21 protein-coding genes are annotated in these 24730 nt (G+C 73.4%); 6 read left to right on the top strand and 15 right to left on the bottom strand.

All coding sequences use genetic code 11. The features are described 5' to 3' along the window. Window positions 1-14: 14 nt before the first annotated feature. The 4 genes from ACSU53_RS25645 to ACSU53_RS25630 all read right to left on the bottom strand — a co-directional run bounded on the left by ACSU53_RS25645 (window position 15) and on the right by ACSU53_RS25630 (window position 4670). The gene (locus ACSU53_RS25645; RefSeq protein WP_437033404.1) at window positions 15-1055 is read right to left on the bottom strand and encodes a DUF2510 domain-containing protein; all 1041 of its coding nucleotides are present in this window, start codon (window positions 1053-1055) and stop codon (window positions 15-17) included. A 71-nt stretch (window positions 1056-1126) separates the two neighbouring features. Next, window positions 1127-1909, bottom strand: coding sequence for a 3-oxoacyl-ACP reductase (locus ACSU53_RS25640; protein ID WP_437031398.1), 783 nt, complete (start codon window positions 1907-1909; stop codon window positions 1127-1129). Between the two features lie 6 nt (window positions 1910-1915). Then, the gene (locus ACSU53_RS25635; RefSeq protein ID WP_437031396.1) at window positions 1916-3289 is read right to left on the bottom strand and encodes an aldehyde dehydrogenase family protein; all 1374 of its coding nucleotides are present in this window, start codon (window positions 3287-3289) and stop codon (window positions 1916-1918) included. 10 nt (window positions 3290-3299) lie between these two features. Further along, entirely contained in the window at window positions 3300-4670 is a 1371-nt protein-coding gene (locus ACSU53_RS25630) for a glutamine synthetase family protein (RefSeq protein ID WP_437031394.1), read from the bottom strand. Window positions 4671-4754: 84 nt separating this feature from the next. Here ACSU53_RS25630 and ACSU53_RS25625 point away from each other — a divergent pair, with 84 nt between their 5' ends. Next, complete coding sequence (locus ACSU53_RS25625; RefSeq protein WP_437031392.1) at window positions 4755-5489, top strand: FadR/GntR family transcriptional regulator; 735 nt, start codon at window positions 4755-4757, stop codon at window positions 5487-5489. A 272-nt stretch (window positions 5490-5761) separates the two neighbouring features. After that, window positions 5762-6460 carry a gamma-glutamyl-gamma-aminobutyrate hydrolase family protein gene (locus ACSU53_RS25620; RefSeq protein ID WP_437031390.1) on the top strand — a complete coding sequence of 233 codons (699 nt, stop codon included), beginning with the start codon at window positions 5762-5764 and terminating at the stop codon, window positions 6458-6460. A gap of 187 nt (window positions 6461-6647) precedes the next feature. Here ACSU53_RS25620 and ACSU53_RS25615 read toward each other — a convergent pair whose 3' ends face one another. From ACSU53_RS25615 to ACSU53_RS25595, 5 genes are all read right to left on the bottom strand, one after another. Next, window positions 6648-7589, bottom strand: a complete 942-nt coding sequence (locus ACSU53_RS25615; RefSeq protein ID WP_437031388.1) for a LysR family transcriptional regulator — start codon at window positions 7587-7589, stop codon at window positions 6648-6650. 161 nt (window positions 7590-7750) lie between these two features. After that, window positions 7751-8479: a helical backbone metal receptor gene (locus ACSU53_RS25610; protein WP_437031386.1), complete on the bottom strand. Its 729-nt coding sequence runs from the start codon at window positions 8477-8479 to the stop codon at window positions 7751-7753. Then, entirely contained in the window at window positions 8476-9048 is a 573-nt protein-coding gene (locus tag ACSU53_RS25605) for a helix-turn-helix domain-containing protein (protein WP_362093036.1), read from the bottom strand. Before ACSU53_RS25605 ends, ACSU53_RS25610 begins: the two co-directional genes overlap by 4 nt. Before the next feature lie 463 nt (window positions 9049-9511). After that, entirely contained in the window at window positions 9512-12136 is a 2625-nt protein-coding gene (locus tag ACSU53_RS25600) for an ABC transporter permease/substrate binding protein (RefSeq protein WP_437031384.1), read from the bottom strand. Beyond that, complete coding sequence (locus ACSU53_RS25595) at window positions 12129-13217, bottom strand: quaternary amine ABC transporter ATP-binding protein (protein WP_437031382.1); 1089 nt, start codon at window positions 13215-13217, stop codon at window positions 12129-12131. Before ACSU53_RS25595 ends, ACSU53_RS25600 begins: the two co-directional genes overlap by 8 nt. Window positions 13218-13451: 234 nt before the next feature. On the opposite strand from ACSU53_RS25595, the gene ACSU53_RS25590 reads away from it, so the two are divergent. The 4 genes from ACSU53_RS25590 (at window position 13452) to ACSU53_RS25575 (ending at window position 16789) form a co-directional block, all read left to right on the top strand. Continuing rightward, on the top strand, window positions 13452-14381 hold the full coding sequence (locus ACSU53_RS25590; protein ID WP_437033402.1) for a 5'-3' exonuclease: 930 nt from the start codon (window positions 13452-13454) through the stop codon (window positions 14379-14381). A 138-nt stretch (window positions 14382-14519) separates the two neighbouring features. Then, complete coding sequence (locus tag ACSU53_RS25585; RefSeq protein WP_437031380.1) at window positions 14520-15365, top strand: siderophore-interacting protein; 846 nt, start codon at window positions 14520-14522, stop codon at window positions 15363-15365. A gap of 115 nt (window positions 15366-15480) precedes the next feature. Further along, the gene (locus ACSU53_RS25580; RefSeq protein WP_437031378.1) at window positions 15481-15768 is read left to right on the top strand and encodes a hypothetical protein; all 288 of its coding nucleotides are present in this window, start codon (window positions 15481-15483) and stop codon (window positions 15766-15768) included. Window positions 15769-15838: 70 nt separating this feature from the next. Then, complete coding sequence (locus tag ACSU53_RS25575) at window positions 15839-16789, top strand: pseudouridine synthase (protein ID WP_437031376.1); 951 nt, start codon at window positions 15839-15841, stop codon at window positions 16787-16789. Here ACSU53_RS25575 and ACSU53_RS25570 read toward each other — a convergent pair. The 6 genes from ACSU53_RS25570 to ACSU53_RS25545 form a co-directional block, all read right to left on the bottom strand. Further along, entirely contained in the window at window positions 16783-18291 is a 1509-nt protein-coding gene (locus tag ACSU53_RS25570; protein WP_437031374.1) for a cytochrome P450, read from the bottom strand. The genes ACSU53_RS25575 and ACSU53_RS25570 overlap by 7 nt on opposite strands. Window positions 18292-18345: 54 nt before the next feature. After that, window positions 18346-18966, bottom strand: coding sequence for a GTP-binding protein (locus tag ACSU53_RS25565; protein ID WP_437031372.1), 621 nt, complete (start codon window positions 18964-18966; stop codon window positions 18346-18348). Then, window positions 18947-19354 carry a DUF742 domain-containing protein gene (locus ACSU53_RS25560; protein WP_437031370.1) on the bottom strand — a complete coding sequence of 136 codons (408 nt, stop codon included), beginning with the start codon at window positions 19352-19354 and terminating at the stop codon, window positions 18947-18949. The genes ACSU53_RS25565 and ACSU53_RS25560 overlap by 20 nt, the downstream gene beginning before the upstream one ends. After that, window positions 19351-19758, bottom strand: a complete 408-nt coding sequence (locus ACSU53_RS25555) for a roadblock/LC7 domain-containing protein (RefSeq protein ID WP_362093009.1) — start codon at window positions 19756-19758, stop codon at window positions 19351-19353. Before ACSU53_RS25555 ends, ACSU53_RS25560 begins: the two co-directional genes overlap by 4 nt. Continuing rightward, a complete protein-coding gene (locus ACSU53_RS25550; protein ID WP_437031368.1) occupies window positions 19755-21380 on the bottom strand; it encodes a sensor histidine kinase in 1626 nt (541 codons plus the stop codon). Before ACSU53_RS25550 ends, ACSU53_RS25555 begins: the two co-directional genes overlap by 4 nt. A 475-nt stretch (window positions 21381-21855) precedes the next feature. Continuing rightward, window positions 21856-24714 carry a DEAD/DEAH box helicase gene (locus ACSU53_RS25545; RefSeq protein ID WP_437031366.1) on the bottom strand — a complete coding sequence of 953 codons (2859 nt, stop codon included), beginning with the start codon at window positions 24712-24714 and terminating at the stop codon, window positions 21856-21858. Between the last annotated feature and the right edge of the window lie 16 nt (window positions 24715-24730).

Raw genomic sequence — 24730 nt, 5'->3', positions numbered from 1 at the left:
GGCCGGTGCGCGGGTCAGTCCGCGGGGCCGATGCTGCTGCCCACCCCGCCGCCGGACCCGGTCGCGCCGGTCGAGCGGATGCCGCGGGTGATGCGGTCCATGTCCGCCAGGGGCGGCGCGTCCTCGCCGGCGTCGACGACGTAGCGGACGAGCACCGGGGACTCCGTGCCGACGCTGGAGGGGAAGACCATCGACTGCACGTACCCGCCCGGGCCCTTGGCCGTCTTCACGCGCCAGCGCACGAGGTAGCCCGCGCGGCCCGCGACCGCGACCGGGCCGGACTTGACCGTGGTGCGGGACGTGATGCCGCCGTGGGGGCGGTTGCCGATGAGGTCGCGGTCGTAGGCGTCGTCGGCCGCGTCGGAGATGTCCTCCTTGGCGAGCCGTTCGGGGGAGGTCTCGTCGCTGCCGGTCACGGTGCGGGAGATGACCGTGCCGTGGCGGCAGACGCTGCCCTCGCCGGGGCAGTCGTAGGTGCCGTCGGTGGTCATGACGACGTCGTCCTCGGCGATGTGCCGGGGGCGGACCCAGCCGTCGAGCAGGGGGAACGTGATGCCGTTGAGCTGGTCCTCGACGACGGCCGGGGCGTCCGCGGACGGCTCCGGGCCGGAGGGCGACGGCGACGAGGGGGGTCCGCTCGTCGGGGCGGCCGCGGTCGGGGTGGTGGGCCCGGTCCGCACCTGGGTCCGGCCGTCGTCCTCGCGCAGCAGCACGACGCCGGTGACGATCGCCGCGACGAGCACGGCGGCCGCGGTGACGACGGCGACCGCCTTGGCGCGCCCCGGCCCGCCCGCTCCGCCTCCCGGCGGACCGCCGGGCACGCCGTGCGCGCCCCGGGCGCCGTGAACGCCGGGGTCGCCCTGGTGCGTCGGCGGCACAGGGCCGCCGGGAGCGCCCGCCGGACCGAACGTGCCCGCCGGGCCGAAGGCGCCCGGGGCGCCCTCCGTCCCGGGTGCCCCGGGGGTGCGCCGGTGGTCGGTCCAGGCGGTGCCGTCCCACCAGCGTTCCAGGTGCGGGGCGTGGGGGTCGGGGTACCAGCCGGGCGGGGGCGTCATGCTCATTCCGGCACTGTAGGGCGACCGGCGGGGCGGTGACGACCGGACCCGGGCGGTGTGACGCACGCCCGCTACAGCGGGGTGACGTACGCGCCCGAGATCCCGCCGTCCACCAGGAAGTCGGTGGCGTTGACGAAGGAGGAGTCGTCGCTGGCGAGGAACGCGACGGCGGCGGCGATCTCCTCGGCCTCGGCGAACCGGCCCAGCGGGATGTGCACCAGACGGCGGGCGGCGCGTTCCGGGTCCTTGGCGAACAGCTCCCGCAGCAGCGGGGTGTTGACGGGGCCGGGGCACAGGGCGTTGACGCGGATGCCCTCGCGGGCGAACTGCACGCCGAGTTCGCGGGACAGGGCGAGGACACCGCCCTTGGAGGCGGTGTAGGAGATCTGGCTGGTGGCCGCGCCCATCCGGGCGACGAAGGAGGCGGTGTTGATGATGGAGCCCCGGCCCTGGCGGCGCATGTGGGGGATGGCGGCCTTGCAGCACAGGTACACGGAGGTGAGGTTGACCTCCTGCACCCGCCGCCAGGCGTCCAGGCCGGTCTCCAGGATGGAGTCGTCGTCCGGCGGTGAGATGCCGGCGTTGTTGAAGGCCACGTCGACGGCGCCGTAGGTGTCCACCGTGGTCCGGAAGAGGGCGTCGACCTGTTCGGGGTCGGTGACGTCCACGGTGACGTGGAGGCCGCCGGTCTCCTCGGCGACCGCTGTGCCGCGCACCTCGTCCACGTCGGCGCAGACCACGTGCGCGCCCTCGGTGGCGAGGCGGCGGGCGGCGGCCCGGCCGATTCCGCTGCCGGCCCCGGTGACGACGGCGGTGCGGCCGACGAGGCGGCGGCAGACGACTTCTTCGCTCATGTGCGGTCAGGCCTCCGTGCTGATGAAGACGTTCTTGGTCTCGGTGAAGGCGGCCAGCGCGTCCGGACCCAGTTCGCGTCCGACGCCGGACTGCTTGAACCCGCCGAACGGGGTCCAGTAGCGGACGCTGGAGTGGGAGTTGACCGAGAGGTTCCCGGCGCGGACGGCGCGGGAGACGCGCAGGGCACGGCCGACGTCCCGGGTCCAGATCGAGCCGGAGAGGCCGTAGGCGGTGGCGTTGGCCAGGCGGACGGCGTCGTCCTCGTCGTCGAAGGGCAGGACGACGGCCACGGGGCCGAAGACCTCCTCGACGGCCACCCGTGCGTCCGGTGCCACGCCGGTGAGCACGGTGGGCGGGAACCAGTGGCCGGGCCCGCCGGGGGCCTTGCCGCGGATGCCTTCGAGGCCGTCGGGGACGTACGCGCGGACGCGCTCCAGCTGGGTGCGGGAGATGAGCGGGCCCATGTCCACGTTCTCGTCGGCCGGATCACCCACCCGGACGGCCGCGATGCGCGGGGCGAGGAGGTCGAGGAACCGGTCGTGCACGGACCGCTGGACGAGGATGCGGGTGCGGGCGCAGCAGTCCTGTCCGGCGTTGTCGAGGAAGGACATGGGGGCGGCGGCAGCGGCGGCCTCCAGGTCGGCGTCGGCGAAGACGACGTTGGGGCTCTTGCCGCCGAGTTCGAGGGTGACGCGTTTGAGGTGGTCCGCCCCCTTGGCCCACACCCGTCTGCCGACGTCGGTCGAACCGGTGAAGACGATCTTGGCGACGCCGGGGTGCCCGACGAGGGCGTCGCCGGTGACGGGACCGTGTCCGGGCAGCACCTGGAACAGGTGCTCGGGGAGTCCCGACTCCAGGGCGAGGTGGGCCAGGCGCAGCGCGGTGAGGGGGGTGGCCTCGGCCGGTTTGAGGAGGACGGCGTTGCCGGCGGCGAGCGCGGGGGCGGTCCCCCAGGCCGCGATGGGCAGGGGGAAGTTCCAGGGGGCGATGACGCCGACGACGCCGAGGGGTTCGGGGAACGTGACGTCCAGGCCGCCGGCCACCGGGATCTGACGTCCGGTCAGGCGTTCCACTCCGCCGGCCGCGTAGTCGAGCAGGTCGCGCACGTTGGCCGCCTCCCAGCGGGCGTTGCCGAGGGTGTGTCCGGCCTCGCGGACCTCCAGCCGGGCCAGTTCCTCGACATGGGCGTCGACGGTGGCGGCGAACCGGCGCAGCAGCCGGGCCCGGTCGCCGGGCGGGAGGGCGGCCCAGGCGGTCTGGGCGCGGGCGGCGCGCCGGACTGCGGCGTCCACGCCGGCGGGGCCGACGGCCTCGACGGTGGCGATCACCTCCTCGGTGGCGGGGTTGGCGACCTGGAGCCCGGTGGAGTCGTGGGACACGGTGTCGGCCTCACATGCGTTCGAAGGAGCGGCGCAGTTCCCAGTCGGTGACCGCGGCGTCGAAGGCGTCCACCTCGACGCGCGCCATGTTCAGGTAGTGGGCGACGACCTCGTCGCCGAAGGCGGCCTTGGCGAGGGCGCTGGTCTCCCACAGTTCGGCGGCCTCGCGCAGGGTGGTGGGGACGTGCTCGTAGTCGGCGGTGTAGGCGTTGCCGGTACAGGGTTCGGGCAGCTCCAGCCGCTGCTCGATGCCGTGCAGTCCGGCGGCGACCATGCCCGCGACGGCGAGGTGGGGGTTGACGTCACCGCCGGGGAGGCGGTTCTCGAAGCGCAGGGACGGGCCGTGGCCCACCACGCGCAGCGCGCAGGTGCGGTTGTCGCGTCCCCAGGCGACGGCGGTGGGGGCGAAGGAGCCCCGCTGGAATCGCTTGTAGGAGTTGATGTGCGGGGCGAAGAGGAGGGAGAACTCGCGCAGGGCGACCAGCTGCCCGGCCAGGAAGTGGCGCATGACGTCCGACATGGCCTCGGGGTCGTCGGCGGAGGCGGGCATCAGGCTGCGCCCGTCGGCGTCGGCGAGGGAGAGGTGGATGTGACAGGAGTTGCCCTCGCGCTCGTTGTACTTGGCCATGAAGGTGAGCGACACGCCCTCCTGGGCGGCGATCTCCTTGGCGCCGGTCTTGTAGACGGCGTGCTGGTCGCAGGTGACCAGGGCCTCGTCGTAGCGGAAGGCGATCTCGTGCTGGCCGGGGTTGCACTCGCCCTTGGCGGACTCGACGACGAGTCCGGCCCCGGCCATCTCGTTGCGGATGCGGCGCAGCAGGGGTTCGATGCGGCCGGTGCCGAGCACGGAGTAGTCGACGTTGTACCGGTTGGCCGGGGTGAGCCCCCGGTAGCCCGCGTCCCAGGCCTGTTCGTAGGTGTCGCGGAAGACGATGAACTCCAGCTCGGTGCCGGCCCGGGCGGTGTGGCCGAGGGCGGCCAGGCGGTCGAGCTGACGGCGCAGGATCTGCCGGGGCGCGGCGACGACCGGGGAGCCGTCGGCCCAGGCCAGGTCGGCGACGGCCAGGGCGGTGCCCTCGTTCCAGGGCAGGCGGCGCAGGGTGTCCAGGTCGGGGAACATGGCGAAGTCGCCGTATCCCGTCTCCCAGGAGGACATGGCGTAGCCGTCGACGGTGTTCATGTCGGCGTCGACGGCGAGCAGGTAGTTGCAGCCCTCCGTGCCGTGCCGGAGCACCTCGTCGAGGAAGAAGCGGGCGGCGAACCGCTTGCCCTGGAGCCGCCCTTGCATATCGGGAAAGGCCAGGACGACAGTGTCGATCTCACCGCTCGCGACGAGGGCGCGCAGCTCCTCGACGCCGAGGGGTGGGGTGCGGTCTGCCACGGGGGAGCTCCTTCGGCTGCTTCGGCGGGCCGGGAGCCATAAGGTATGGCGGGGAACCATTGCTTGGGAAGGGGGCGCGACCGCATGCGGGAGGAGTCGGCCGGAACGGTCGGGGACCGGCTGGCGCCGGTGCTCCGGCCGGTGCGCGCGGGCAACGGCTTCGAGGAGGCACTGGAGCAGATCCTCCAGGTGGTGCGCCTGGGGCTGGTGGCGGGCGGGGAACGGCTGCCGGCCGAGCGGGAGCTGGCGGAGCGGCTCGGGATCAGCCGGGTGACGCTGCGCGAGGTGCTGAAGGTGCTCCAGGACCAGGGGCTGGTGGAGGCCCGGCGGGGGCGCTACGGCGGCACGTTCGTGCTGCCCCGGCCGACCGACACCGGCCAGGGGGAGCTGCGGCGGCGGATCGCCGGGGTGGACATCGAGGACGTGCTGCGCTTCCGCGAGGTGCTGGAGGTGGGCGCGGCGGGCCTGTGCGCGGCGCACGGGCTGGCCGCGGGACCGGCGGCGCGGCTGCGCGAGGCCCTGGCCGGCACGCGGGACGCGCCGCTGTCCGAGTACCGGCGCCTGGACACGCTGTTCCACCTGACGCTGGCGGAGCTGTGCGGTTCGCCGTCGCTGACGGCGCAGTACGCGGCCGTGCGGGCCACGGTGAACGACCTGCTGGACTGCATCCCGCTGCTGGTGCGCAACCTGGAGCACTCGCAGGCGCAGCACACCGCCCTGGTCGAGGCGGTGCTGGAGGGGGACGCGGACGGGGCGCGCGAGGTGATGCGCGAGCACTGCGCGGGGACGGCCGCGCTGCTGCGGGGCTTCCTGGCGTGAGGGGGCGAGCCGGGGGCGTGCGGGGCGCGGCGGCCCGCACCACGGTGTTCACCGGCGTGTGACGCAGGGGGCTTGCGCTCCCGGCGTCCCCGCCACGAAGGCAAGGACCCGCAAAGGTCTGGATCCACGCCATTACCCGCTGGTCGGCTTGTCGGCGCAGGCACCGGAGGAGGAGTTCGCGGCACTGGCGGCGGCCGAGGCAGAGTTGTCCCGGGACTGACGGCGCACCGAGGGGCCCCGGCCCGGCCGGTGCGGGGACGGAAGGAGGCAGCATGGCGGACGGGCCGCTGATCGGCATCAGCACGTACGCGGAGCCGGGGGTGCGCTGGGGCGCGTGGCAGCTGGACTCGGCGCTGCTGCCGGCCGGCTACCCGCAGGTGGTCCAGCGGGCGGGCGGACTGGTGGCGATGCTGCCGCCGGACGCGCCCGAGCGGGCGGCGGCGACCGTCGCCCGCGTCGACGGGCTGGTGATCGCCGGCGGACCGGACGTCGAGCCGGTCCACTACGGCGCCGAGCCCGGCCCGCGCACCGGGCCGCCCGCCCGGGCCCGGGACGCCTGGGAACTGGCGCTGATCCGGGCGGCCCTGGACCTGCGCGTCCCGCTGCTGGGCATCTGCCGCGGCATGCAGCTGCTGAACGTCGCGCTCGGCGGCACCCTGGTGCAGCACGTCGACGGCCACGCGGGCGCACCGGGCGCCTTCGGCCGCCATCCGGTGACCCCGGTGCCGGGGACCCGCTACGCCGGGCTGGTGCCCGAGGAGAGCTCCGTCCCGTCCTTCCACCACCAGGCCGTGGACCGCCTCGGCCGGGGCCTGGTGCCGTCGGCCCACGCGGCCGACGGCACCGTGGAGGCGGTCGAACTGCCCGGCCCCCACTGGGTCCTGGGCGTGCAGTGGCATCCGGAGATGGCCGAGGACCTGCGGGTGCTGCGCGGGCTGACGCGGGCGGCGGCGACGCGCGTCGCGGCGTGAACCCCGCGCGGGCCCGCGGCGACACGCCCCGTGGCGGGGACGCCGGTGCCGCGCCTGACGGGTCCCGGTGCGGCCGTCGCCGGGACGGGGCCGGGTGCCCGCCGCGCCGGCGCCGTCTCACGCCGTCGTCACGCGGGACGGGACCGGGTGGCCGCCGCGCCGGCGCCACGCCCTGGTCACGCCCTCGTCAGGCCCTCGTCAGGGCGAGCAGGTCCCTGGCCGGACCGGTCGGGCGGTGGCCGGTGGGCCAGACGGCGCGCAGGTCGCGGGCCAGGGCCATGCCGTTCACGGGGACGCGGATCAGCCGGCGCAGGGCCAGCTCCTCCCCCACGGCCAGTTCGCTGAGCACCGACGGCCCCGCGCCGCTCACCGCGGCGGCCTTCACCGCGGTCGTCGAGGACAGTTCGATCAGCGGGCGGGCCAGGCCCCCCAGGGCGGCCTGGAGCACCTGCCGGGTCCCGGAACCCTCCTCGCGGAGGATCAGCGGGGTGGTCGCGAGTTCCGCCGCGGCCACCGGGGTACGGCGGCGGGCCCACGGGTGGGACGGAGCGGTCACCACGATCAGCCGGTCGTGGGCGACGACCGCCGACTCCAGCCCGGACGGCACGGTGAGGCCCTCCACGAAGCCCACGTCCGCCTCCCCCGACAGCAGCCGCTGGGCGACCGCCGCCGAGTTGCCCGCGAGCAGGGACACCGCCGTGTCCGGCCGTTCCGCGCGCAGCGCCAGCAGCCAGCCCGGGAGCAGGTACTCGGCGATGGTCATGCTGGCGGCGACGCGCAGACGGGAGTCGCGCCGGTCGCGCAACGCCTGCGCCCCGGCGTCGAAGGCCTCGGCGGCCTCCACGACGCGCCGCGCCCAGTCGGTGACCAGGGCACCGGCGTCCGTGAGCCGGGATCCGCGCGGTGAGCGGTCCACCAGGGCCACGCCGAGCTGCCGTTCCATCGAGCGGATCCGGCTGCTGGCCGCGGGCTGGGTGATGCCCAGGTCGCGGGCCGCCCCGCCGAGGCTGCCCAGCCGTGCCACGGCCAGCAGGAGCTGCAACGCCCCCAGGTCCGGCACGCGGTGGGCGAGGGCGCCCGGAGCGTGCGCGGCGGGGCCGGTGGGGTGGGCGTCGTCCGTCGGGCTCATAAGTCCAGCTTATGCCGCTCGCGTGGACGTCCGTGCCGCCCTGCGGCTGCGGCACCCTGCGGCTGCGGCGGCCGGGCGGGCGGGCGGGCGCCTCCAGAGCCTCCCGGGCCTTCGGCCCGTCCCGGCCCCTTCCCGGCCCCTTCCCGGCCCCTTCCCGGCCGTCAGCCCAGCGCCGTCCGCAGGGCGGTGGTGAGGACGGCGGGTGCCTCGGCGAGGGACGGTCCGTACCAGGTGAGGTGCCGGCCGCTGACCGGCGCGCAGGGCAGGCCCGGGAAGGCGTCGGGCCCGTCCTCGGAGGAGAACCGGTACGGCTCGTCGGGCAGCACCACGACGTCCGGGGCCGCCGCGCGCAGCTCGTCCAGCGGGACGCGCGGGTAGCGCTCGGGATGCCCGGCGTGGACGTGGTCGAAGCCGAGACGGGAGAGCAGGTCGCCCGCGAAGGTGTCCCGGCCGAGGACCATCCAGGGCCGCCGCCAGATCGGCACCACCGCCGTGCGGCGCCGCTCGGGCGGGCGGACGGCGTTCCAGGCCGCCTCGGCCTCGTCCAGCCAGCGCGGGCGCGCGGTCAGGCCGCACGCCGTGAGCACGCGGTCCAGTTCGCCGAACGCCTGCGGCAGCGTCCGCACCTCGGTGACCAGGACGTCCAGGCCGGCGGCGCGCAGGGCGGCCAGGTCCGGCTCGCGGTTCTCCTCCTCGTTGGCGACGACCAGGTCGGGCGCGAGGCCGACGATGCGCTCCACCTTGGGGTTCTTGGTGCCGCCGATCCGCTCCACGTCCAGCGGCGCCGGATGGCTGCACCAGTCGGTGGCCCCCACCAGGGCCCCGGGGACGGAGTGTGCCACCGCTTCGGTGAGGGACGGGACGAGGGAGACGATCCGGGGGGTGCTCATGGGCGCTGCTGCCTGTCGTGGAGGGCCTCGATGTGCTCGGCGACGGCGACGACGACGAGCCGGGTCTCCGCGACGGTGGCCCGCCAGCGGTGCCGGACGCCGCCGGTGAGGTACAGGGTGTCGCCGCGGCCGAGGCGGTAGGCGCGGCCCTCCGCCTCGATCTCCACGGCGCCGTCGGCCACGTACATCAACTGGTCGTTGCGGAACTGCAGTTCACGTCCGGCGTCGTGGTCGCCGGTGAACTCGGAGGCGTGCATCTGGTGGTGGCCGCGCACCAGGGACCGGGTGCGCGGCACCAGGGGCGGTCCGGTGTCCTCGGCACGGACGACGTCGACGCTGCAGGCGGGGTCGGCGGCGGCGAGGAGTTCCACCGCCGTGGTGCGCAGGGCGTCGGCGACCTTCTCCAGGGAACTCTGGCTGGGGCGCGCCCGCTCGTTCTCGATCTGGCTCAGGAACGGCACCGACAGGCCGCTGCGCTCCGCCACGACGGCGAGCGTGAGGTCGAGGGCGCGGCGTCGGCGGCGCACGGCGGCGCCCACCCGCAGGGGCTGTTCTTTGTGGTCGCCCATCGCTCCGGCTCCCTCCTTCGCCGTCGTCCCGTGCCCGGTGTGCCGGCGGTTCCGGCGCACCCCGTCTGCTGAGGTGTCTGCACCCTACGCATGGTCGGCAAACCGATTCACGCGCCTGTCACGTCACCGTCACCGCGGGCCGGGCCCGACCCGACGGATCACGCCGGCGGATCGGCGGGCCGCCGGCGTTCCCGCGCGTGTGCGACGGGAGTGTTCCCGCCATTCTTCCCTGTCCGCGGCGGAAGGTCACGGGGAGGTCCGGGCAGGGCCTTGCGGTCCGTGGTTGTCCGGAATCCTTCCGTGCGCCGCCCGGGGGCCCGGGTGTCGCGCGGGCACGCACCGGACGAAGCGCCGGCCCCGCACGACGGGCGGGGGCCGCGCGGCGGAGAACGCGCCGGGGGGCGGGCCCCGCCGTGCCCGGGGGCACGGTGCGGGCCCGCCCCCGGGGGCGGTGGTGCGGAGGTCAGCCGGGGGTCATCCGGCCCACGATGCCCGGGTGATCCTCGAGCCAGGCGGCGACGGCCGCCTCCTCGTTGCCCTGGCCCCGGTCCTTGATCTCCTTCTCTAGGGTGCCGAGCTCGTCCTCACTCATCGTGAAGCCCTTGATCCACTCCGTGAGCCGGGGGTACTGCTCGGGGAACTTCTTGCTCGCGATGGTGTGGATGGTGTTGCTCGGGCCCCAGGCCTGCTTCGGGTCCTTCAGCTTCGTCAGCGCGTACTCGCTGTAGGACCAGTGCGGCGACCAGAGGGTGACGGCGACGGGCTTCTTCTTGGCGTAGGCCCGCTTGAGCTCGGCCAGCATCGCCGGCGAGGAGCCGTCGACGACCTCGTACTCCTTGTCGAGGCCGTAGGCGGGCAGGACCTTGTTCTTGAGGAGGTCCATCTGCCCGGTGCCCGGCTCGATGCCGATGATCCGCCCGCCGAACAGGTCGGACTTGCCCTTGAGGTCGGCGAGCGACTTCACGTCCTTGACGTAGGACGGGACGGAGAGCTCCAGGGAGACCGGTTCGTACCACGTCCCCAGGTCGGTGAGCTTGTCCTTGTTCGGCTCGTAGAAGTTCTTCTGCGAGTGCGGCAGCCAGGCGTCGAAGTTGAGGTCGAGGTCCCCGGAGGCGAGGCCGGTGTAGACCGGGCCGACGTCCATCTGCTTGAGGTTCAGCTTGTAGCCGCGCCGTTCGAGGACGTTCTTCCACAGGTAGGTGATGGCGACGTCCTCCTCCCAGGGGAACCACGCCACGTCCAGCGTCCGCTTCGCCTCGGCCGGGGTGTCGCCGGAGCCGGAGGAGACCGGGGCCAGCTTGTCGACGATGTCCGGGTTGGCCTTCAGCCAGGTCCTCACGGCCTCCTGCTGCTTGCCCTTGCCGGCCTTGTTGATCTCGGCCTCCAGGCCGGTGAGCTCCTTCTCCGACATGGAGAAGTCGCGCAGCCACTGCCCGACCACCGGGTGGTCGTCGGAGAAGCCCTTGCGGGACACCGTGTGCACGCCGTCGCCCTTGCCCCAGCTGCCCTTGGGGTCCTTGAGCTTCTTCAGGTCGTAGTCGCTGTAGGCCCAGTGCGGCGACCAGAGGGTGACGAGGACGGGCTCCTTCTTGCTGTAGGCGCGCTTCAGCTCGGCCAGCATCGCCGGCGTGGAGCTGTCGACGACCTCGTACTCCTTGTCGAGGCCGTAGTCCTTCAGGACCTTGTCCTTGAGCAGGCCCATCATGCCGGCGCTGGACTCGATGCCGGTGATCTTGCCGCCGAAGGTGCCGGCCTCGCCCTTGAGGTCCTCCAGGGAGTCGATGCCGTCCATGTACGCGGGGACGGACAGCTCCAGCGTGGTCTCCTCGTACCAGGTGCCGAGGTCCTCCATGCGGTCGCCGTACTTCTTCCAGTACGCCTCGTGCGTGGTGGGCAGCCAGGCGTCGGTCTGGAAGTCCATGGTGCCCTGGGCGAGCGAGGTGTACAGCGGGCCCGCCTCGAACTGCTTGGCCTCGACCTTGAAGCCGCGCCGTTCGAGGATCTCCTTCCACAGGAACGTGGACGCGACGCCCTCGTCCCAGGGGATGTAGCCGATGCTGATCTTCTTGCCGCCGCCGACGTCCTTGGCGTCGGCGGCCGGGGCGGTGCCGCCGCCGCTGCCGCCGAAGATGCCCATGCCGCCGGCCACCAGGGCCAGGACGACGACGCCGACCACCGCGACCTGCGGACGCGGGCGGTAGGACCAGATCCGCAGGCCGCCCTGGGCGGCGGCCCGGGTGCGGGCGGCGGCCCGGCGGCCGAGCGGGGAGACCTGGGTGCCCAGCGCGCTGGTCATGCGGTCCAGGTAGATCGCCAGGATGACGATGGCGAGGCCCGACTCGGCGCCGAGACCGATGTTCAGCTGGCCGATGGCCTCGATGACGGCACCGCCGAGGCCGCCGGTGCCGACCATGCCCGCGATGGCGGCCATGGACAGGCCCAGCATGATGACCTGGTTGACGCCCGCCATCACCGTGGGCAGGGCCAGCGGGAGCTGGACGCGCAGCAGGGTGTTGCGGGGCGAGGTGCCGAAGGCCTCGGCGGCCTCGACGAGTTCCTTGTCGACCTGCCGGATGCCCAGCTCGGTCATGCGCACGCCCGGGGCGAGCGCGAAGATCAGGGTGGCGACGATGCCGGGCGCGGAGCCCGTTCCGAAGAACAGGATCGCCGGGATGAGGTAGATCATCGCGGGCAGCGTCTGCATGAAGTCCAGGACCGGCCGCACCACGGCGCTCACCCGGTCCGAGCGGGCCGCCCAGATGCCCACGGGCACCGCGACGACCAGCGCGATCACGGTGGCGACGACGACCAGGGCCAGCGTCACCATCGAGTCCTCCCACAACTCCATGGAGTCGAGGAAGGCGAAGCCGACGAAGGTGAGGAGGCCGGCGAAGGTGCCGCGCAGCCAGAAGGCGATCACCGCGAAGATGCCGCAGAGGATCAGCGGGTGCGGGGCCTGCAGGACGGCGTTGACCCCGTCGTAGGCGCCGGTGAAGACGGCCTTGAAGAAGTCGAACAGCCAGGTGACGTTGTCCAGCAGCCAGTCGACGGTCGTGTTGACCCAGTCGCCGAGCGGGATCCTAGGCACGGGCCATCACCTTCCCGCCCTTGTCGCGCGGGGTGTCACAGACACCGGGCGCGGCGGCCTCGTCCCCGAGGAAGCCGATCAGGCGCTGGCGGGGCACGACGCCCACCAGTTCCCGGGCGCCGTCGAGGACGGCCACCGAGTGCGGGACGCGGGCGCTGATCGCGCACAGCTCGTTGAACGGGGTCTGCGGGGTGGCGGTCTCGCAGCCGCAGTCGGCCTCGTCGCCGCGGGTGTCGCGCTCCATCACCGCGCCGGCGGTGAGCACGCGCGAGCGGTCGACGTCCTGGGTGAAGGAGGCCACGTAGTCGTTGGCGGGACGGATCAGGATGTCCTGCGCGGTGCCGATCTGCACGATGCGGCCGTCCCGCATGACGGCGATGCGGTCGCCCAGGCGCATGGCCTCGTTCAGGTCGTGGGTGATGAAGACGATCGTCTTCTTCAGCTTCTTCTGCAGCTCGATCAGCTGGTCCTGCATGTCGCGGCGGATCAGCGGGTCGAGGGCGCTGAAGGACTCGTCCATCAGCAGCAGGTCGGCGTCGGTGGCCAGGGCACGTGCCAGTCCGACGCGCTGCTGCATGCCGCCGGACAGCTCGTCGGGCCAGGACTTCTCCCAGCCGGCCAGGCCACACAGGGCGAGCGCCTCGTCGGCGCGGCGTTCGCGCTCGGCGCGGGGCACGCCCTGCACTTCCAGGCCGTACGCGGCGTTCTCCCGGACGCTGCGGTGCGGGAAGAGCGCGAAGTGCTGGAAGACCATGCTGATCTTCCGTGCGCGGACCTGGCGCAGCTCGCGGTCGGACAGGGCCGTGAGGTCCTGGCCGTCGAAGCGCACGTGGCCGGCGGTCGGCTCCAGCAGTCCGTTGAGCATGCGCAGCAGGGTGGACTTCCCGGAGCCGGACAGGCCCATGACCACGAAGATCTCGCCCGGCTCGACGGTGAAGGAGGCGTCGACCACGGCGGCCGTGACGCCCTCGGAGCGCAGTTCCTCCCGGTCGGCCTCGTTCTGGCGCAGTCGTGCGACCGCCTGGTCGGGTCGTCTGCCGAACACCTTGTACAGATGCTCGGCCTCTAGCCTGGATGACACGCGTACCTCTAGCTCTCGACGGCAAGGGAAGGGAGCGATACGCGGAACGGAATCAACGCTGCGAAACAGTTGAATCCGGTACCGGCATCGCTCCGGGCCCGCGCCTCCCCGGATTCCCCGGGCCGAAACACGTTCGTGGTGCGCTTCACAGGGGCGGCGTCCTGCGCAACGCGTTGCGCCGCGCGCGGCGGCTGTGTCCGCGCCGCCGGGGCACGGTCGGCGGGGTGCGGCATGATGCGGTCCGTGACCGGACGACTGATGCTCCTCGACACCGCCTCCCTGTACTTCCGCGCCTACTTCGGCGTCCCGGAGTCCGTCCGCGCCCCGGACGGCACCCCGGTGAACGCCGTGCGGGGACTGCTCGACTTCATCGACCGCCTCGTGAAGGACCACCAGCCCGACCACCTGGTGGCCTGCATGGACGCCGACTGGCGCCCGCAGTGGCGGGTGGACCTGATCCCCTCCTACAAGGCGCACCGGGTCGCCGAGGAGCGCGAGACGGGCCCGGACGAGGAGGAGGTGCCCGACACCCTCTCCCCCCAGGTCCCGGTGATCGAGGAGGTCCTGGACGCGGTCGGCATCGCCCGCGTCGGCGTCGCCGGGTACGAGGCGGACGACGTCATCGGCACGTTCACCGCGCGGGCCCGGGGGCCGGTGGACATCGTCACCGGTGACCGGGACCTCTACCAGCTGGTGGACGACGTGCGCGGGGTGCGGGTGCTGTACCCGGTCAAGGGGGTCGGCACCCTGCAGATCACCGACGAGGCCGCGCTGCGGGAGAAGTATGGCGTGGGCGGCCCGGGGTACGCGGACCTGGCGCTGCTGCGCGGCGACCCGAGCGACGGTCTGCCGGGCGTGCCGGGCATCGGGGAGAAGACGGCCGCCAAGCTCCTCGCGGAGTTCGGCGACCTGGCCGGGATCCTCGCGGCCGTGGACGACCGGAAGGCGAAGCTCACGCCGACGCAGCGCAGGCGCCTGGACGAGGCGCGGCCGTACCTGGCGGTCGCACCGAAGGTCGTCCGGGTCGCGGACGACGTGCCGCTCCCGGACGTCGGCACCGAGGTGCCGCGCACCCCGCGCGACCCCGACGGGCTCCGGGCGCTGGCGGACCGCTGGGGTCTGGGCGGGTCGCTGGAGCGGCTGCTGACGACGCTCGCGCGCTGACGCCCGCCGTAGGGCGACCGCGCCGCCGCGGGCGGGGCCGGGCGGCGTCCGCGGCGCCCCGTGCGGCGATGAGCTGCGGGTGTTTCCCGGCGGAAGGTGCTAACTTAGGTATACCTAACCACGCGGCAGGGAGGCCCCATGGCAGAGCGACCGGTCCGTCGGCAGCGCAGGACGCACAGCGCGCAGGTCGTCCGCACCGAGCGCCTGACCCCGGGCATGCAGCGCGTGGTCCTGGGCGGCGACGGCCTCGCGGACTTCGCCGCCGACACCTGCACCGACCACTACGTGAAGGTGCTGTTCCCCGCCGAGGGCGTGACCTACCCGGAGCCGTTCGACGTGGAGCGGATCCGGGCGGAGTTCCCCCGCGAGCAGTGGCCGGTGACCCGGACGTACACCGTGCGGCACTGGGACGCCGTCCAGCGCGAGCTGACCCTGGACTTCGTGGTGCACGGTGACCAGGGGCTGGCCGGCCCGTGGGCGCTGCGCGCCCGGCCGGGCGAGACGGTGCGTTTCGTGGGTCCGGGCGGCGCCTACGCCCCCGACCCGGCGGCCGACTGGCATCTGCTGGCCGGTGACGAGAGCGCGCTGCCGGCCATCGCGCGGGCCCTGGAGGCGCTGCCGCCCGGGTCGCGGGCGCACGCGTTCGTGGAGATCGCCGGTCCGCAGGAGGAACAGAAGATCGACTCCGACGTCGAGGTCGTCTGGCTGCACCGGGGGGAACGCCCCGTCGGCGAGGCGTTGGTTGAGGCCGTGCGCGGGCTGGAGTTCCCCGAGGGCCGGGTGCACGCCTTCGTGCACGGCGAGGCGCACTTCGTGAAGGAACTGCGGCACCTGCTGCGGGTGGAGCGCGGCATCGCGCGCGAGGACCTGTCGATCTCCGGGTACTGGCGCCGCGGTCACAACGAGGACGGCTGGCAGGCGTCGAAGCCGGAGTGGAACGCGCGCATCGAGGCCGAGCAGGAGCGGACCCCGGCGTCCGCCTGACCTCCGTTGCGGCCGGTGCCGTCGGCGCCTGGTCGGGTGAAGTCCCGCCGCCCCCGCCGGTCCGGGCGGCGTGGCGGGGCACCGGAACGGGGCCGTCGGCCCAGGATCCGGGCGCGTGGCACACACCTTCGACGAGCTCGTGGCCAAGCAGCGCGCGGCGGACGAGGCGCACGTGCGCGTGCGGCACCTGCAGGAGTCCTTCGGCCCGCCGACCCGGGCGCCGTGGAGCGGCGAGCAGACCAGCGCCTGGGAGACCGCCTGGCGGGCCTGGCGCGACCTGGCCCGGGACGTGCAGCTGGCGGTGAGCGAGTTCGCCCGCGCCGAGGGCATTCCGCGCAACGAGGTCGAGGCCCGGGTGAAGCGGGCCGCCCGCCACGGCGACGGGGACGGGCGCGCCGCCTGATCAGCACTCCCCCGGCACCCCGTGGGCGGCCGGCGGCACGGGCCGGGCCGCTCCTCGTACGCTTGCCGCCGTGAGACGCAGACGCCGGACCCCGCCCTCTCCCCTGCCGCAGCGCGACGGCGTGGACCCCGTACGGGTCCGGCTGCCCGCGGGCGGGTCGTGGGCCACGGTGCGCGACCACCTGGCCGAGCGGCTGGCGGCCGGTCCCGAGGCCGTCGACGCCCTGTTCGCCGAGGAACGGATCGTCGGCGCGGACGGGCGGCCGGTCCCCCCGGACACCCCGTACGCCGCCGGGACCCACCTGTGGTTCCACCGGGACCTGCCCGCCGAGGTCCCGGTGCCGTTCGAGGTGGAGGTCGTGCACCGCGACGACAACATCGTCGTCGCCGACAAGCCGCACTTCCTGGCCACCACCCCGCGCGGCAGCCACGTCGCCGAGACCGCGCTGGCCCGGCTGCGCCAGGACCTCGGCATCCCGGAACTCGGCGCCGCGCACCGCCTGGACCGGCTCACCGCGGGCCTGGTGCTGTTCACCGTGCGGCCGGAGGTGCGCGGCGCCTACCAGACCCTGTTCCGCGACCGGCTGGTGCACAAGGAGTACGAGGCCGTCGCCCCGCACGACCCCGCCCTGGTGCTCCCGCGGACCGTGCGCAGCCGGATCCTGAAGGAGCGCGGGGTCCTCGCCGCCCGGGAGGTCGGGGGCGAGCCGAACGCCGAGACCCGTGTCGAACTCCTCGCCCACCGGGCGGACGGCCTCGGCCGGTACCGGCTGGTGCCCCGCACCGGACAGACCCACCAGCTGCGGGTCCACATGAGCGCCCTCGGCGTCCCGCTGCTCGGCGACCCGCTCTATCCGGAGGTGGCCGCGCCCGTCCCGGCCGGCGACTTCCGGCGGCCGCTGCAACTGCTGGCGCGGGCACTGGAGTTCACCGATCCGGTGACGGGCGTGGAGCACCGCTTCCGCAGCGGCCGGACGCTCGCGGCCTGGGACTCACCCGGCCAGTGGGCCGCCGGTCAGTAGCCCCGCCACCAGCTCAGGAAGCGCTGCCAGGCACCGCGCGGGCGAGCCGGTTCCCCGGCCGGCTGCGGCGGCTGCGGGGGCAGGGGCGCCGGGGTGCCGACGGGCGGTGCGGCCGGGGTGGAGGCCGCCGGGGACGCGGCGGCCGGTTCCGGGTCGGGGGCACCGATGTGCCAGGCGGAGGCGCGGCGTTGCGGCTCCTTGTCGTGGTTGGGCCGCTGGTTCACGTCCTGCGGCGCACGCGGCACGAACCGCACCGGCAGCGCCACCAGGTGGCGGGACGCGATGGACTCGGTGTACTCCAGCTCGTCCACGCCGACGTCGAGTTCGACGTCCGGCAGGCGCATCAGCAGCGCGTCGACGCCGATCTCGGCGATGGCGCGGCCGATGTCCTGTCCCGGGCACTCGTGCGGCCCGCCCCCGAACGCCACGTGGGAGCGGTTGCCCTGCATGTTGGCGGTCGGGTCGGGGCGCACCCGGGGGTCCACGTTGGCCGGGGCGGGGGCGAACAGCAGTCCGTCGCCGCGCCGGATGCGCTGCCCGCCCAGCTCGGTCTCCTGCTTGGCGAAGTAGGCGAAGACGGTGCTGAACGGCGGTTCGTCCCACAGCAGTTGCTCCACCGCTTCCGGGACCGTCATCTGCCCGCCGTTGAGCTGGGCGCGGAAGCGCGGGTCGGTCAGCACGGTGAGCAGCACGTTGGCGAGCAGGTTGGCGGTGGTCTCGTAGGCCGCGATGAGCACCACCCGCAGGTGCTCCCTGACCTCGTCGTCGGTGAGCCGGGCCGGGTGGGTGACGAGGTGGCTGGCGAAGTCGTCCTGCGGTTCGGCCCGGCGGCGGGCGGTCAGCCGCGCCAGCGCGTCCATGATGTAGGCGTTGCTGGCGATCGCCGTCTCGGTGCCCTTGAGCATGTCGCGGGCGGCCTCGACGATGCGGTCGTTGTACTCGTCGGGCATGCCGAGGATCTGGCACATGACGGCCATCGGCAGGTGCTCGGCGTACTGGCCGACGAGTTCGGCCTCGCCCTCCTCGCAGAAGGCGTTGACCAGGCGCTGGGTGTAGCGGTTGATCTGGCGGCGCAGCGTGCGGAAGTCGATGGTCGCCATGGCGCTGTCGAGCGCGCCGCGCAGCCGCTTGTGCTCGTCGCCCTCGACGTGCGAGCACATCGGCTGCCAGGCGATGTGCGGCATCAGCGGGTGGTCGGGCTTGACCAGCCCTTCGCGCAGCGGCGACCAGATGCGGCTGTCCCGGCAGAACTGGGCCGGGGTGCGCACCATGTGCAGGCTCTCGGCATGACCGAGGACCACCCACACCGGCACGTCGTCGTGGAGCAGGGCGGGGGCCACCGGGCCGTGCTCGGCCCGCAGTTCCTCGTACAGCTTCTTCAGGTCGTCCGACTCGTGCAGCCGGCGCAGCCCCCCGGGGCCGAGGCCGTGGGCCGGGCAGCCGGGGGGCGGGCCGGTCCGGGAGGTGTCCGGGCTGGTCGGTGCGTGGGATTCAGGCGTCACTGTGGTCGCTCCGCAAACTGGGGAAACGCGAGGGGTCGGGGTGGCGGGCCGGGGTCAGGTGAGCGAGCCGGTCATGGCGAGCGAGTGCAGGAACCGCATGAGGGTCATCAGCACGTCACGGCTGGAGGCCCGCCGCCGCACGTCGCACTCCATGATCGGGACGTCCTCGGACAGGTCGAGCGCGGTGCGCAGGTCCGCCAGCGGGTAACGGGGCGCGTCGGGGAAGGAGTTGACGGCGACGACGAAGGGCACGCCGCGTTCCTCCAGGCGCCCCATGACGTCGAAGCTCACCTCGAGCCGGCGGGTGTCGACCAGCACCACCGCGCCGAGCGCCCCTTCGAACAGGCCGTTCCACAGGAACCAGAAGCGTTCCTGTCCCGGGGTGCCGAACAGGTAGAGCACCAGCTGGTCGGTGATCTTGATGCGCCCGAAGTCCATGGCCACGGTGGTGGCCGTCTTGGTCGCCGAGCCGAAGTTGTCGTCGACCCCGATCCCGGCCTGGGTCATGGTCTCCTCGGTGGTCAGCGGGCGGATCTCGCTGACCGAGCCGACCATGGTCGTCTTGCCGACCCCGAATCCCCCGACGATCACGATCTTCGCCGCGGCCTGCGCCGTGAGCGGCAGTTGGTCCTCGGTGCGAGGGCCGGGGACGGTGTCAGAGCCTTTGAAGTCCATGCATCACCGCTTCGAGAAGGGAACGGTCCGGGAGCGCCTGACGGACGATCGGGGCGCGCGCCTGGACCAGTTCCGCCGTCAGCATCTCGGTGAGCAGCACCGTCACGACGCTGAACGGCAGGCTGAGGTAGGCCGACAGTTCGGCCACGGACAGGGGTGCGGAGCAGAGCCGGAGCACGGCCGCCTGCTCGGGTGTGGCCGACGGCGGGGGGTCCTCGGCGCGCGCCACGATGAGGGTGACGAGGTCGAGGTCCGCCCGGCCGCCGTCCGCGCCGGCGACGACGTACAGCCGCTCCGGGTTGCCGCCCTCGCCGTCCTTGCCGGTGGCCGGGGGGCGGGGAGGGGGGCCCTCCTGGGGACTGCGCCTCTGGCGTTGCGGAGGAGTCATACGGCCTGCCCGTTCCGTCGGGGCGGGCTGGTCAGATGGGCGCCGATGCGCACGACGAGGTCGCGCATCATGCCGCCCATCCGGCCGGGCTCACAGGTCATGTCCGACAGGACCGCGAGGTAGGCGTTGGCGCCGGCCGCCATCAGGTAGAAGTAGCCGCCGTTGATCTCGATGACCACCATCTTCATCTCGCCGTCGCTGCGCGGCAGTTCCTGGGCGACCGCGCCGGCCAGGCTCTGCACGCCCGCGCAGGCGGCGGCCACCCGGTCGGCGGCGTCCGGCTCACCTCCGTAGCGGGCGATGCGCAGACCGTCGGCCGACAGGACCACGATCATTTCCACGCCGGGCACACCGTCGGCGAGCTCCTTGAGCATCCAGTCGAAGTTGGCTCGCTGCTGGATCACTTGAGGTTCCCCTCGTCGTCGGCCTCGGTACGGGCCGGGTCGTTGATGAGATGCAGGTAGGCGGTCGGGTTGCGGGTGAAGTCGGTGGGGTGGACCCCCGGGTCGAGGTCCTTCTTCAGGCCGTCCCAGAACGCGTCGACCCACAGGCCGGGCTCGCGGTCGTCCTTCGGCGCGGGCTCCGGTTCGGGGGTGGTCCAGGGCGTCGTCTCGCCGCGTGCGGCGGCCTCGCGCTCGGCGCGCTCCGCGGCGGCCTGCTCGGCGTACCGCTGGGTCAGGGAGGTCTTCACCCGGCTGCGGCGCTGCGGGAGGCCGCCGGCGGTCCACTCGGTGACCTCCGGGACCTCGTCCTCCATGGAGACCGTGGCGGGGATGCGCGGGCTGGTGGGCCGGCGCTTCTTGGGGGCCCGCTCCGGGCCGGGGAGCGCGTCGACCTGCATGGGGACGGCGGTCGCCCCGATGCCGTGGGCGAGGCCGACGCCGGGCTGGTCGGTGAGCATCTCGCTGGGGACGACGAGGACGGCCCGGACGCCTCCGTAGGCGGAGGCGCGCAGCGACACCTGCATGTTGTAGGCGGCGCAGAGCCGCCCGACGACGGCGATGCCCAGGCGCGGGCTCTCGCCGAGGTCCTGGAGGTCGACACCGCGCTGGGCGCGGTCCAACATGCCCTCGATGCGGGCGCGGGCCTGCTCGTCGAGGCTGACGCCGGCGTCCTCGATCTCGATGGCGACACCGGTCTGCACCTCGACGGCGGTGACGTGCACCTTGGTCTGGGGCGGCGAGTAGCGGGTGGCGTTGTCGAGGAGTTCGGCGGCGGCGTGGATGACGGGCTCGACCGAGATGCCCTTGACGTTGACCTTGGCGATCGACTTCAGGTCGATGCGGCGGTACTCGAGGATGCGGGACATGGCGCCGCGCAGCACGCTGTAGAGCGCGACCGGCTGCGGCCACTGGCGTCCGGGGCGGCCGCCGCCGAGGACGGAGATGGAGTCGGCGAGGCGGCCGATCAGGGCGGTGCCGTGGTCGATGCGCAGCAGGTCGTCGAAGACCTCGGGGTTGCGGCCGTGGTCCTCCTCCATCTCCCGCAGTTCCTTGGCCTGCTGGTGGACGATGGCCTGCACCCGGCGGGCGATGCTGACGAAGGAGCGCGCGGAGGAGTCGCGCAGGGCTTCCTCGTCGTCGATGATCCGCAGCATGATGCGCAGCAGCTTGATCTGGTACTCGGGCAGGTCGCGCCATGCCGGGTTCAGCTTGGGCAGGTCGCGGATCACCTCGTGGGGGGTGTTGCCCCGGTGCAGGTACTCCAGCGCGCCGGGGGTGACCTCCTCGGCGAAGTGCAGCGTCTCGGTGTCGTGGGCGGCGATCCGCGCCTCCAGGCACGCGCGGTGACGCTCGTACTCGGCCCGTGCGCTGCGCAGGGCGCGGCCGCGGCGCGTCGCCTCCGCCGCGGAGGCGATCACCAGCGCGGTGGCGACGGCACCGCAGACGGCGACGGCGAACCGGGCGGGTTCGGTCACCAGGGCGACGGCGGCTCCGGTCGCCGCGGCCATCAGTATCGCCGGGATCAGCAGGACGCGCGTGTACGGCAACTCACGTCGTCCGGGCGGGGATTGGACACTCACCATGTGGGCCCTCTGGAAGGAATCGGCTGGTGGTCGGGGGGCGCTGCGGGAACGGACCGTGCGGTCACTGCGGAGAATTCCACGCAAAGGGGAACAGGCGCACGATTTCATCCCAACTGGGTGCGCTGCGGGCGAGCTTAGTCCGAGCGGATCATCGCCGAGTCATATTCGGCATCTGCCGGAAACGACCCCCGGGCAGCGGTACGCTGGAGTCCATTTACACGCCGCGCGTCCGTTCGAACGCACACCGTAACGCCGTACGGGCGTACGAACCCCACTCACCGTCACGGGTGAAGAACCGTCCTCGGGCGGCCCGGCACCGTGTCCCGCCGGGGCCCGTACGGATCGGCGTCCGGCCCAGTCCTGCCCGCGCACGCCGCGTCCGATGCACACCACGGGGGCGCACACGATGCAGAAGCCCGGCGCGCACGGGGCGCACCGGGCTTCGGGGGACCGAACGACGTCGGGGACGCGGACGTCAGCCCACGGAGGAGTAGGCCACCACCCCGCGCAGCAGTCCGTCCACCGCCTTGCGGGCGTTCTTCGCGACCGTGGACCCCTCGACGGCGGGAGCCGCGGCCGAGATCTGCCCGAGCACGTCGATGACCTGCTTGCACCAGCGCACGAAGTCACCGGCCGGCATCTCCGCCTCGCGCAGCACCTCGTCGAGGCCCTTGCCGGACGCCCACATGTAGGCGGCCCAGGCGAAACCGAGGTCCGGCTCCCGCTGGCCCACGCCCTCCGTCTGGGAGATCCGGAAGTCCTCCTCCAGGGCGTCCAGCCGCCCCCAGATGCGGACCATGTCGCCGAGGGCCGCCTTGGCCTTGCCGGACGGCAGCTTCGGCGCCATCGCGTCGTCGGCGACCCGGGCCTCGAAGACCAGCGCGGAGACACAGGCGGCCAGTTCGGCCGGGGCCAGCCCCTCCCAGACGCCCTCGCGCAGGCACTCGCTGGCCAGCAGGTCGAGCTCGCCGTAGAGCCGGGCCAGCCGCCTGCCGTGCTCGGTGACCTCGTCGCCGCGCAGGTAGTCCATCTCGGTCAGCAGCGCCACGATGCGGTCGAAGGTGCGGGCGATGGTGTTCGTCCGGCCCTCGATCCGCCGCTCCAGCTGCGAGGTGTCGCGCAGCAGCCGGTGGTAGCGCTCGGCCCAGCGGGCGTGGTCCTCCCGGTCGTCGCAGCCGTGGCAGGGGTGCGCCCGGATCGCCTTGCGCAGCCGGGCGATCTCCCGGTCGTCGGCCGCCTGCGAGCGCCGCTTGCGGTGCCGCTCGGGCGCGATGTGCCCGGCCTTGGTGCGCAGCGCCGAGGCGAGGTCGCGACGGGACTGCGGCGAGCGCGGGTTGAAGGACTTCGGGATCCGCATCCGCTCCAACGCCTCGACGGGCACCGGGAAGTCGATCGACGCCAGCCGCTTGACCTGCCGCTCTGCGGTCAGCACCAGCGGGCGCGGGCCGTCGTGGTGGTCGAAACCGCGGTGGCCGTTGGACCGGCCCGCGGGCAGCCCCGGATCCAGCACCAGGGCCAGGCCCGCGTACTTGCCCGTCGGCACGTGGATGACGTCGCCCGGCTTCAGCTTCTCCAGCGCGACGGCGGCCTCCGCACGGCGCTGCACGGCGCCCTGCCGGGCCAGCTCCGTCTCGCGGTCCTTCAGCTCGCGGCGCAGCCGCGCGTACTCCTCGAAGTCGCCGAGGTGACAGGTCATGGAGGCCTTGTAGCCCTCCAGACCCTCCTCGTTGCGCTGCACCTGGCGGGAGATGCCGACGACCGACTTGTCCGCCTGGAACTGGGCGAACGAGGTCTCCAGCAGCTCGCGCGAGCGGTGCCGCCCGAACTGCTCCACCAGGTTGACCGCCATGTTGTACGACGGCTTGAAGCTGGAGCGCAGCGGATAGGTGCGGGTGCCCGCCAGCCCCGCGAGGTGCTCGGGGTTCATGCCGCGCTGCCACAGGACCACCGCGTGGCCCTCGACGTCGATGCCGCGCCGGCCGGCCCGGCCGGTCAGCTGGGTGTACTCGCCGGGGGTGATGTCGGCGTGCTGCTCGCCGTTCCACTTGACCAGCTTCTCCAGCACCACCGAGCGGGCGGGCATGTTGATGCCCAGGGCGAGGGTCTCGGTGGCGAACACGGCCTTGACCAGGCCCTGGACGAACAGCTCCTCGACGACCTCCTTGAACGTCGGCAGCATGCCCGCGTGATGGGCCGCGATGCCGCGCTCCAGGCCCTCCAGCCACTCGTAGTACCCCAGGACGTGCAGGTCCTCGGGCGGGATGGACGCGGTGCGCTCCTCGACCAGGGCGCGCACCCGGGCGCGCGCCTCCTCGTCGTTGAGCCGCAGTCCCGCGTACAGGCACTGCTGGACCGCGGACTCGCAGCCGGCCCGGCTGAAGATGAACGTGATGGCGGGCAGCAGGCCCTCGGCGTCGAGCCGTTCGATGACCTCCGGCCGGCTCGGTGTCCACACGCGCGAGCGCTGTCTGCGCTCCCGCTCGCGGTCGGCCTCGCGCATGTTCCCCCGCCCGCGGCGGCGGTCGCCCCACGGGGGACGGCTCGCCTCCAGCCGCGCCATGCGGGTCAGGTCGGGGTTGACGGCCTTCTTGCGGCCCTCGCCCTCCTCGAACAGGTCGTAGATCCGCCGCCCGGCGAGCACGTGCTGGAACAGCGGCACCGGGCGGTGCTCGGAGACGATCACCTCGGTGTCGCCGCGCACGGTGTCGAGCCAGTCGCCGAACTCCTCGGCGTTCGACACCGTCGCCGACAGGGAGACCAGGGTCACCGACTCGGGGAGGTGGATGATCACTTCCTCCCACACGGCGCCGCGGAAGCGGTCGGAGAGGTAGTGCACCTCGTCCATGACCACGTAGCCGAGGCCGAGCAGGGTCTGCGAGCCCGCGTACAGCATGTTCCGCAGCACCTCGGTGGTCATCACGACCACCGGGGCGTCGGAGTTGACGCTGTTGTCACCGGTGAGCAGGCCCACCTTGCCGCTGCCGTAGCGACGGCACAGGTCGGCGTACTTCTGGTTGGACAGCGCCTTGATGGGGGTGGTGTAGAAGCATTTCTTGCCCTGTTCCAGGGCGAGGTGGACGGCGAACTCGCCGACGATCGTCTTGCCCGAGCCGGTGGGGGCCGCCACCAGCACGCCCTTGCCCGCCTCGAGCGCCTGGCAGGCCTCGATCTGGAACGGGTCGAGGCCGAAGTCGTACATCTCGCGGAAAGGGGCGAGCGCGGTGGCCTGCTCGGCAGCGCGCCTGCGTGCTGCCGCGTACCGCTCGGCCGGTGAGAGGTCCTCTGTCATCGTGCTTTCGAGCCTACCGGGCCGCACCGACAACAGGACGATCATTAACCGGACCGGTCCC

Source organism: Streptomyces sp. enrichment culture (genome assembly GCF_964273255.1).
In the GTDB taxonomy this organism is placed as follows: domain Bacteria; phylum Actinomycetota; class Actinomycetes; order Streptomycetales; family Streptomycetaceae; genus Streptomyces.
This window is presented reverse-complemented; position numbering and strand designations above follow the sequence as displayed.

Bases quoted from the DNA above. Each gene is read 5' to 3' on its own strand.
- ACSU53_RS25645 (WP_437033404.1), bottom strand. From the start codon at position 1,055: ATGACGCCCCCGCCCGGCTGGTACCCCGACCCCCACGCCCCGCACCTG.
- ACSU53_RS25640 (WP_437031398.1), bottom strand. From the start codon at position 1,909: ATGAGCGAAGAAGTCGTCTGCCGCCGCCTCGTCGGCCGCACCGCCGTC.
- ACSU53_RS25625 (WP_437031392.1), top strand. From the start codon at position 4,755: ATGCGGGAGGAGTCGGCCGGAACGGTCGGGGACCGGCTGGCGCCGGTG.
- ACSU53_RS25620 (WP_437031390.1), top strand. From the start codon at position 5,762: ATGGCGGACGGGCCGCTGATCGGCATCAGCACGTACGCGGAGCCGGGG.
- ACSU53_RS25615 (WP_437031388.1), bottom strand. From the start codon at position 7,589: ATGAGCCCGACGGACGACGCCCACCCCACCGGCCCCGCCGCGCACGCT.
- ACSU53_RS25610 (WP_437031386.1), bottom strand. From the start codon at position 8,479: ATGAGCACCCCCCGGATCGTCTCCCTCGTCCCGTCCCTCACCGAAGCG.
- ACSU53_RS25605 (WP_362093036.1), bottom strand. From the start codon at position 9,048: ATGGGCGACCACAAAGAACAGCCCCTGCGGGTGGGCGCCGCCGTGCGC.
- ACSU53_RS25590 (WP_437033402.1), top strand. From the start codon at position 13,452: ATGCGGTCCGTGACCGGACGACTGATGCTCCTCGACACCGCCTCCCTG.
- ACSU53_RS25585 (WP_437031380.1), top strand. From the start codon at position 14,520: ATGGCAGAGCGACCGGTCCGTCGGCAGCGCAGGACGCACAGCGCGCAG.
- ACSU53_RS25565 (WP_437031372.1), bottom strand. From the start codon at position 18,966: ATGGACTTCAAAGGCTCTGACACCGTCCCCGGCCCTCGCACCGAGGAC.
- ACSU53_RS25560 (WP_437031370.1), bottom strand. From the start codon at position 19,354: ATGACTCCTCCGCAACGCCAGAGGCGCAGTCCCCAGGAGGGCCCCCCT.
- ACSU53_RS25550 (WP_437031368.1), bottom strand. From the start codon at position 21,380: ATGGTGAGTGTCCAATCCCCGCCCGGACGACGTGAGTTGCCGTACACG.
- ACSU53_RS25545 (WP_437031366.1), bottom strand. From the start codon at position 24,714: ATGATCGTCCTGTTGTCGGTGCGGCCCGGTAGGCTCGAAAGCACGATG.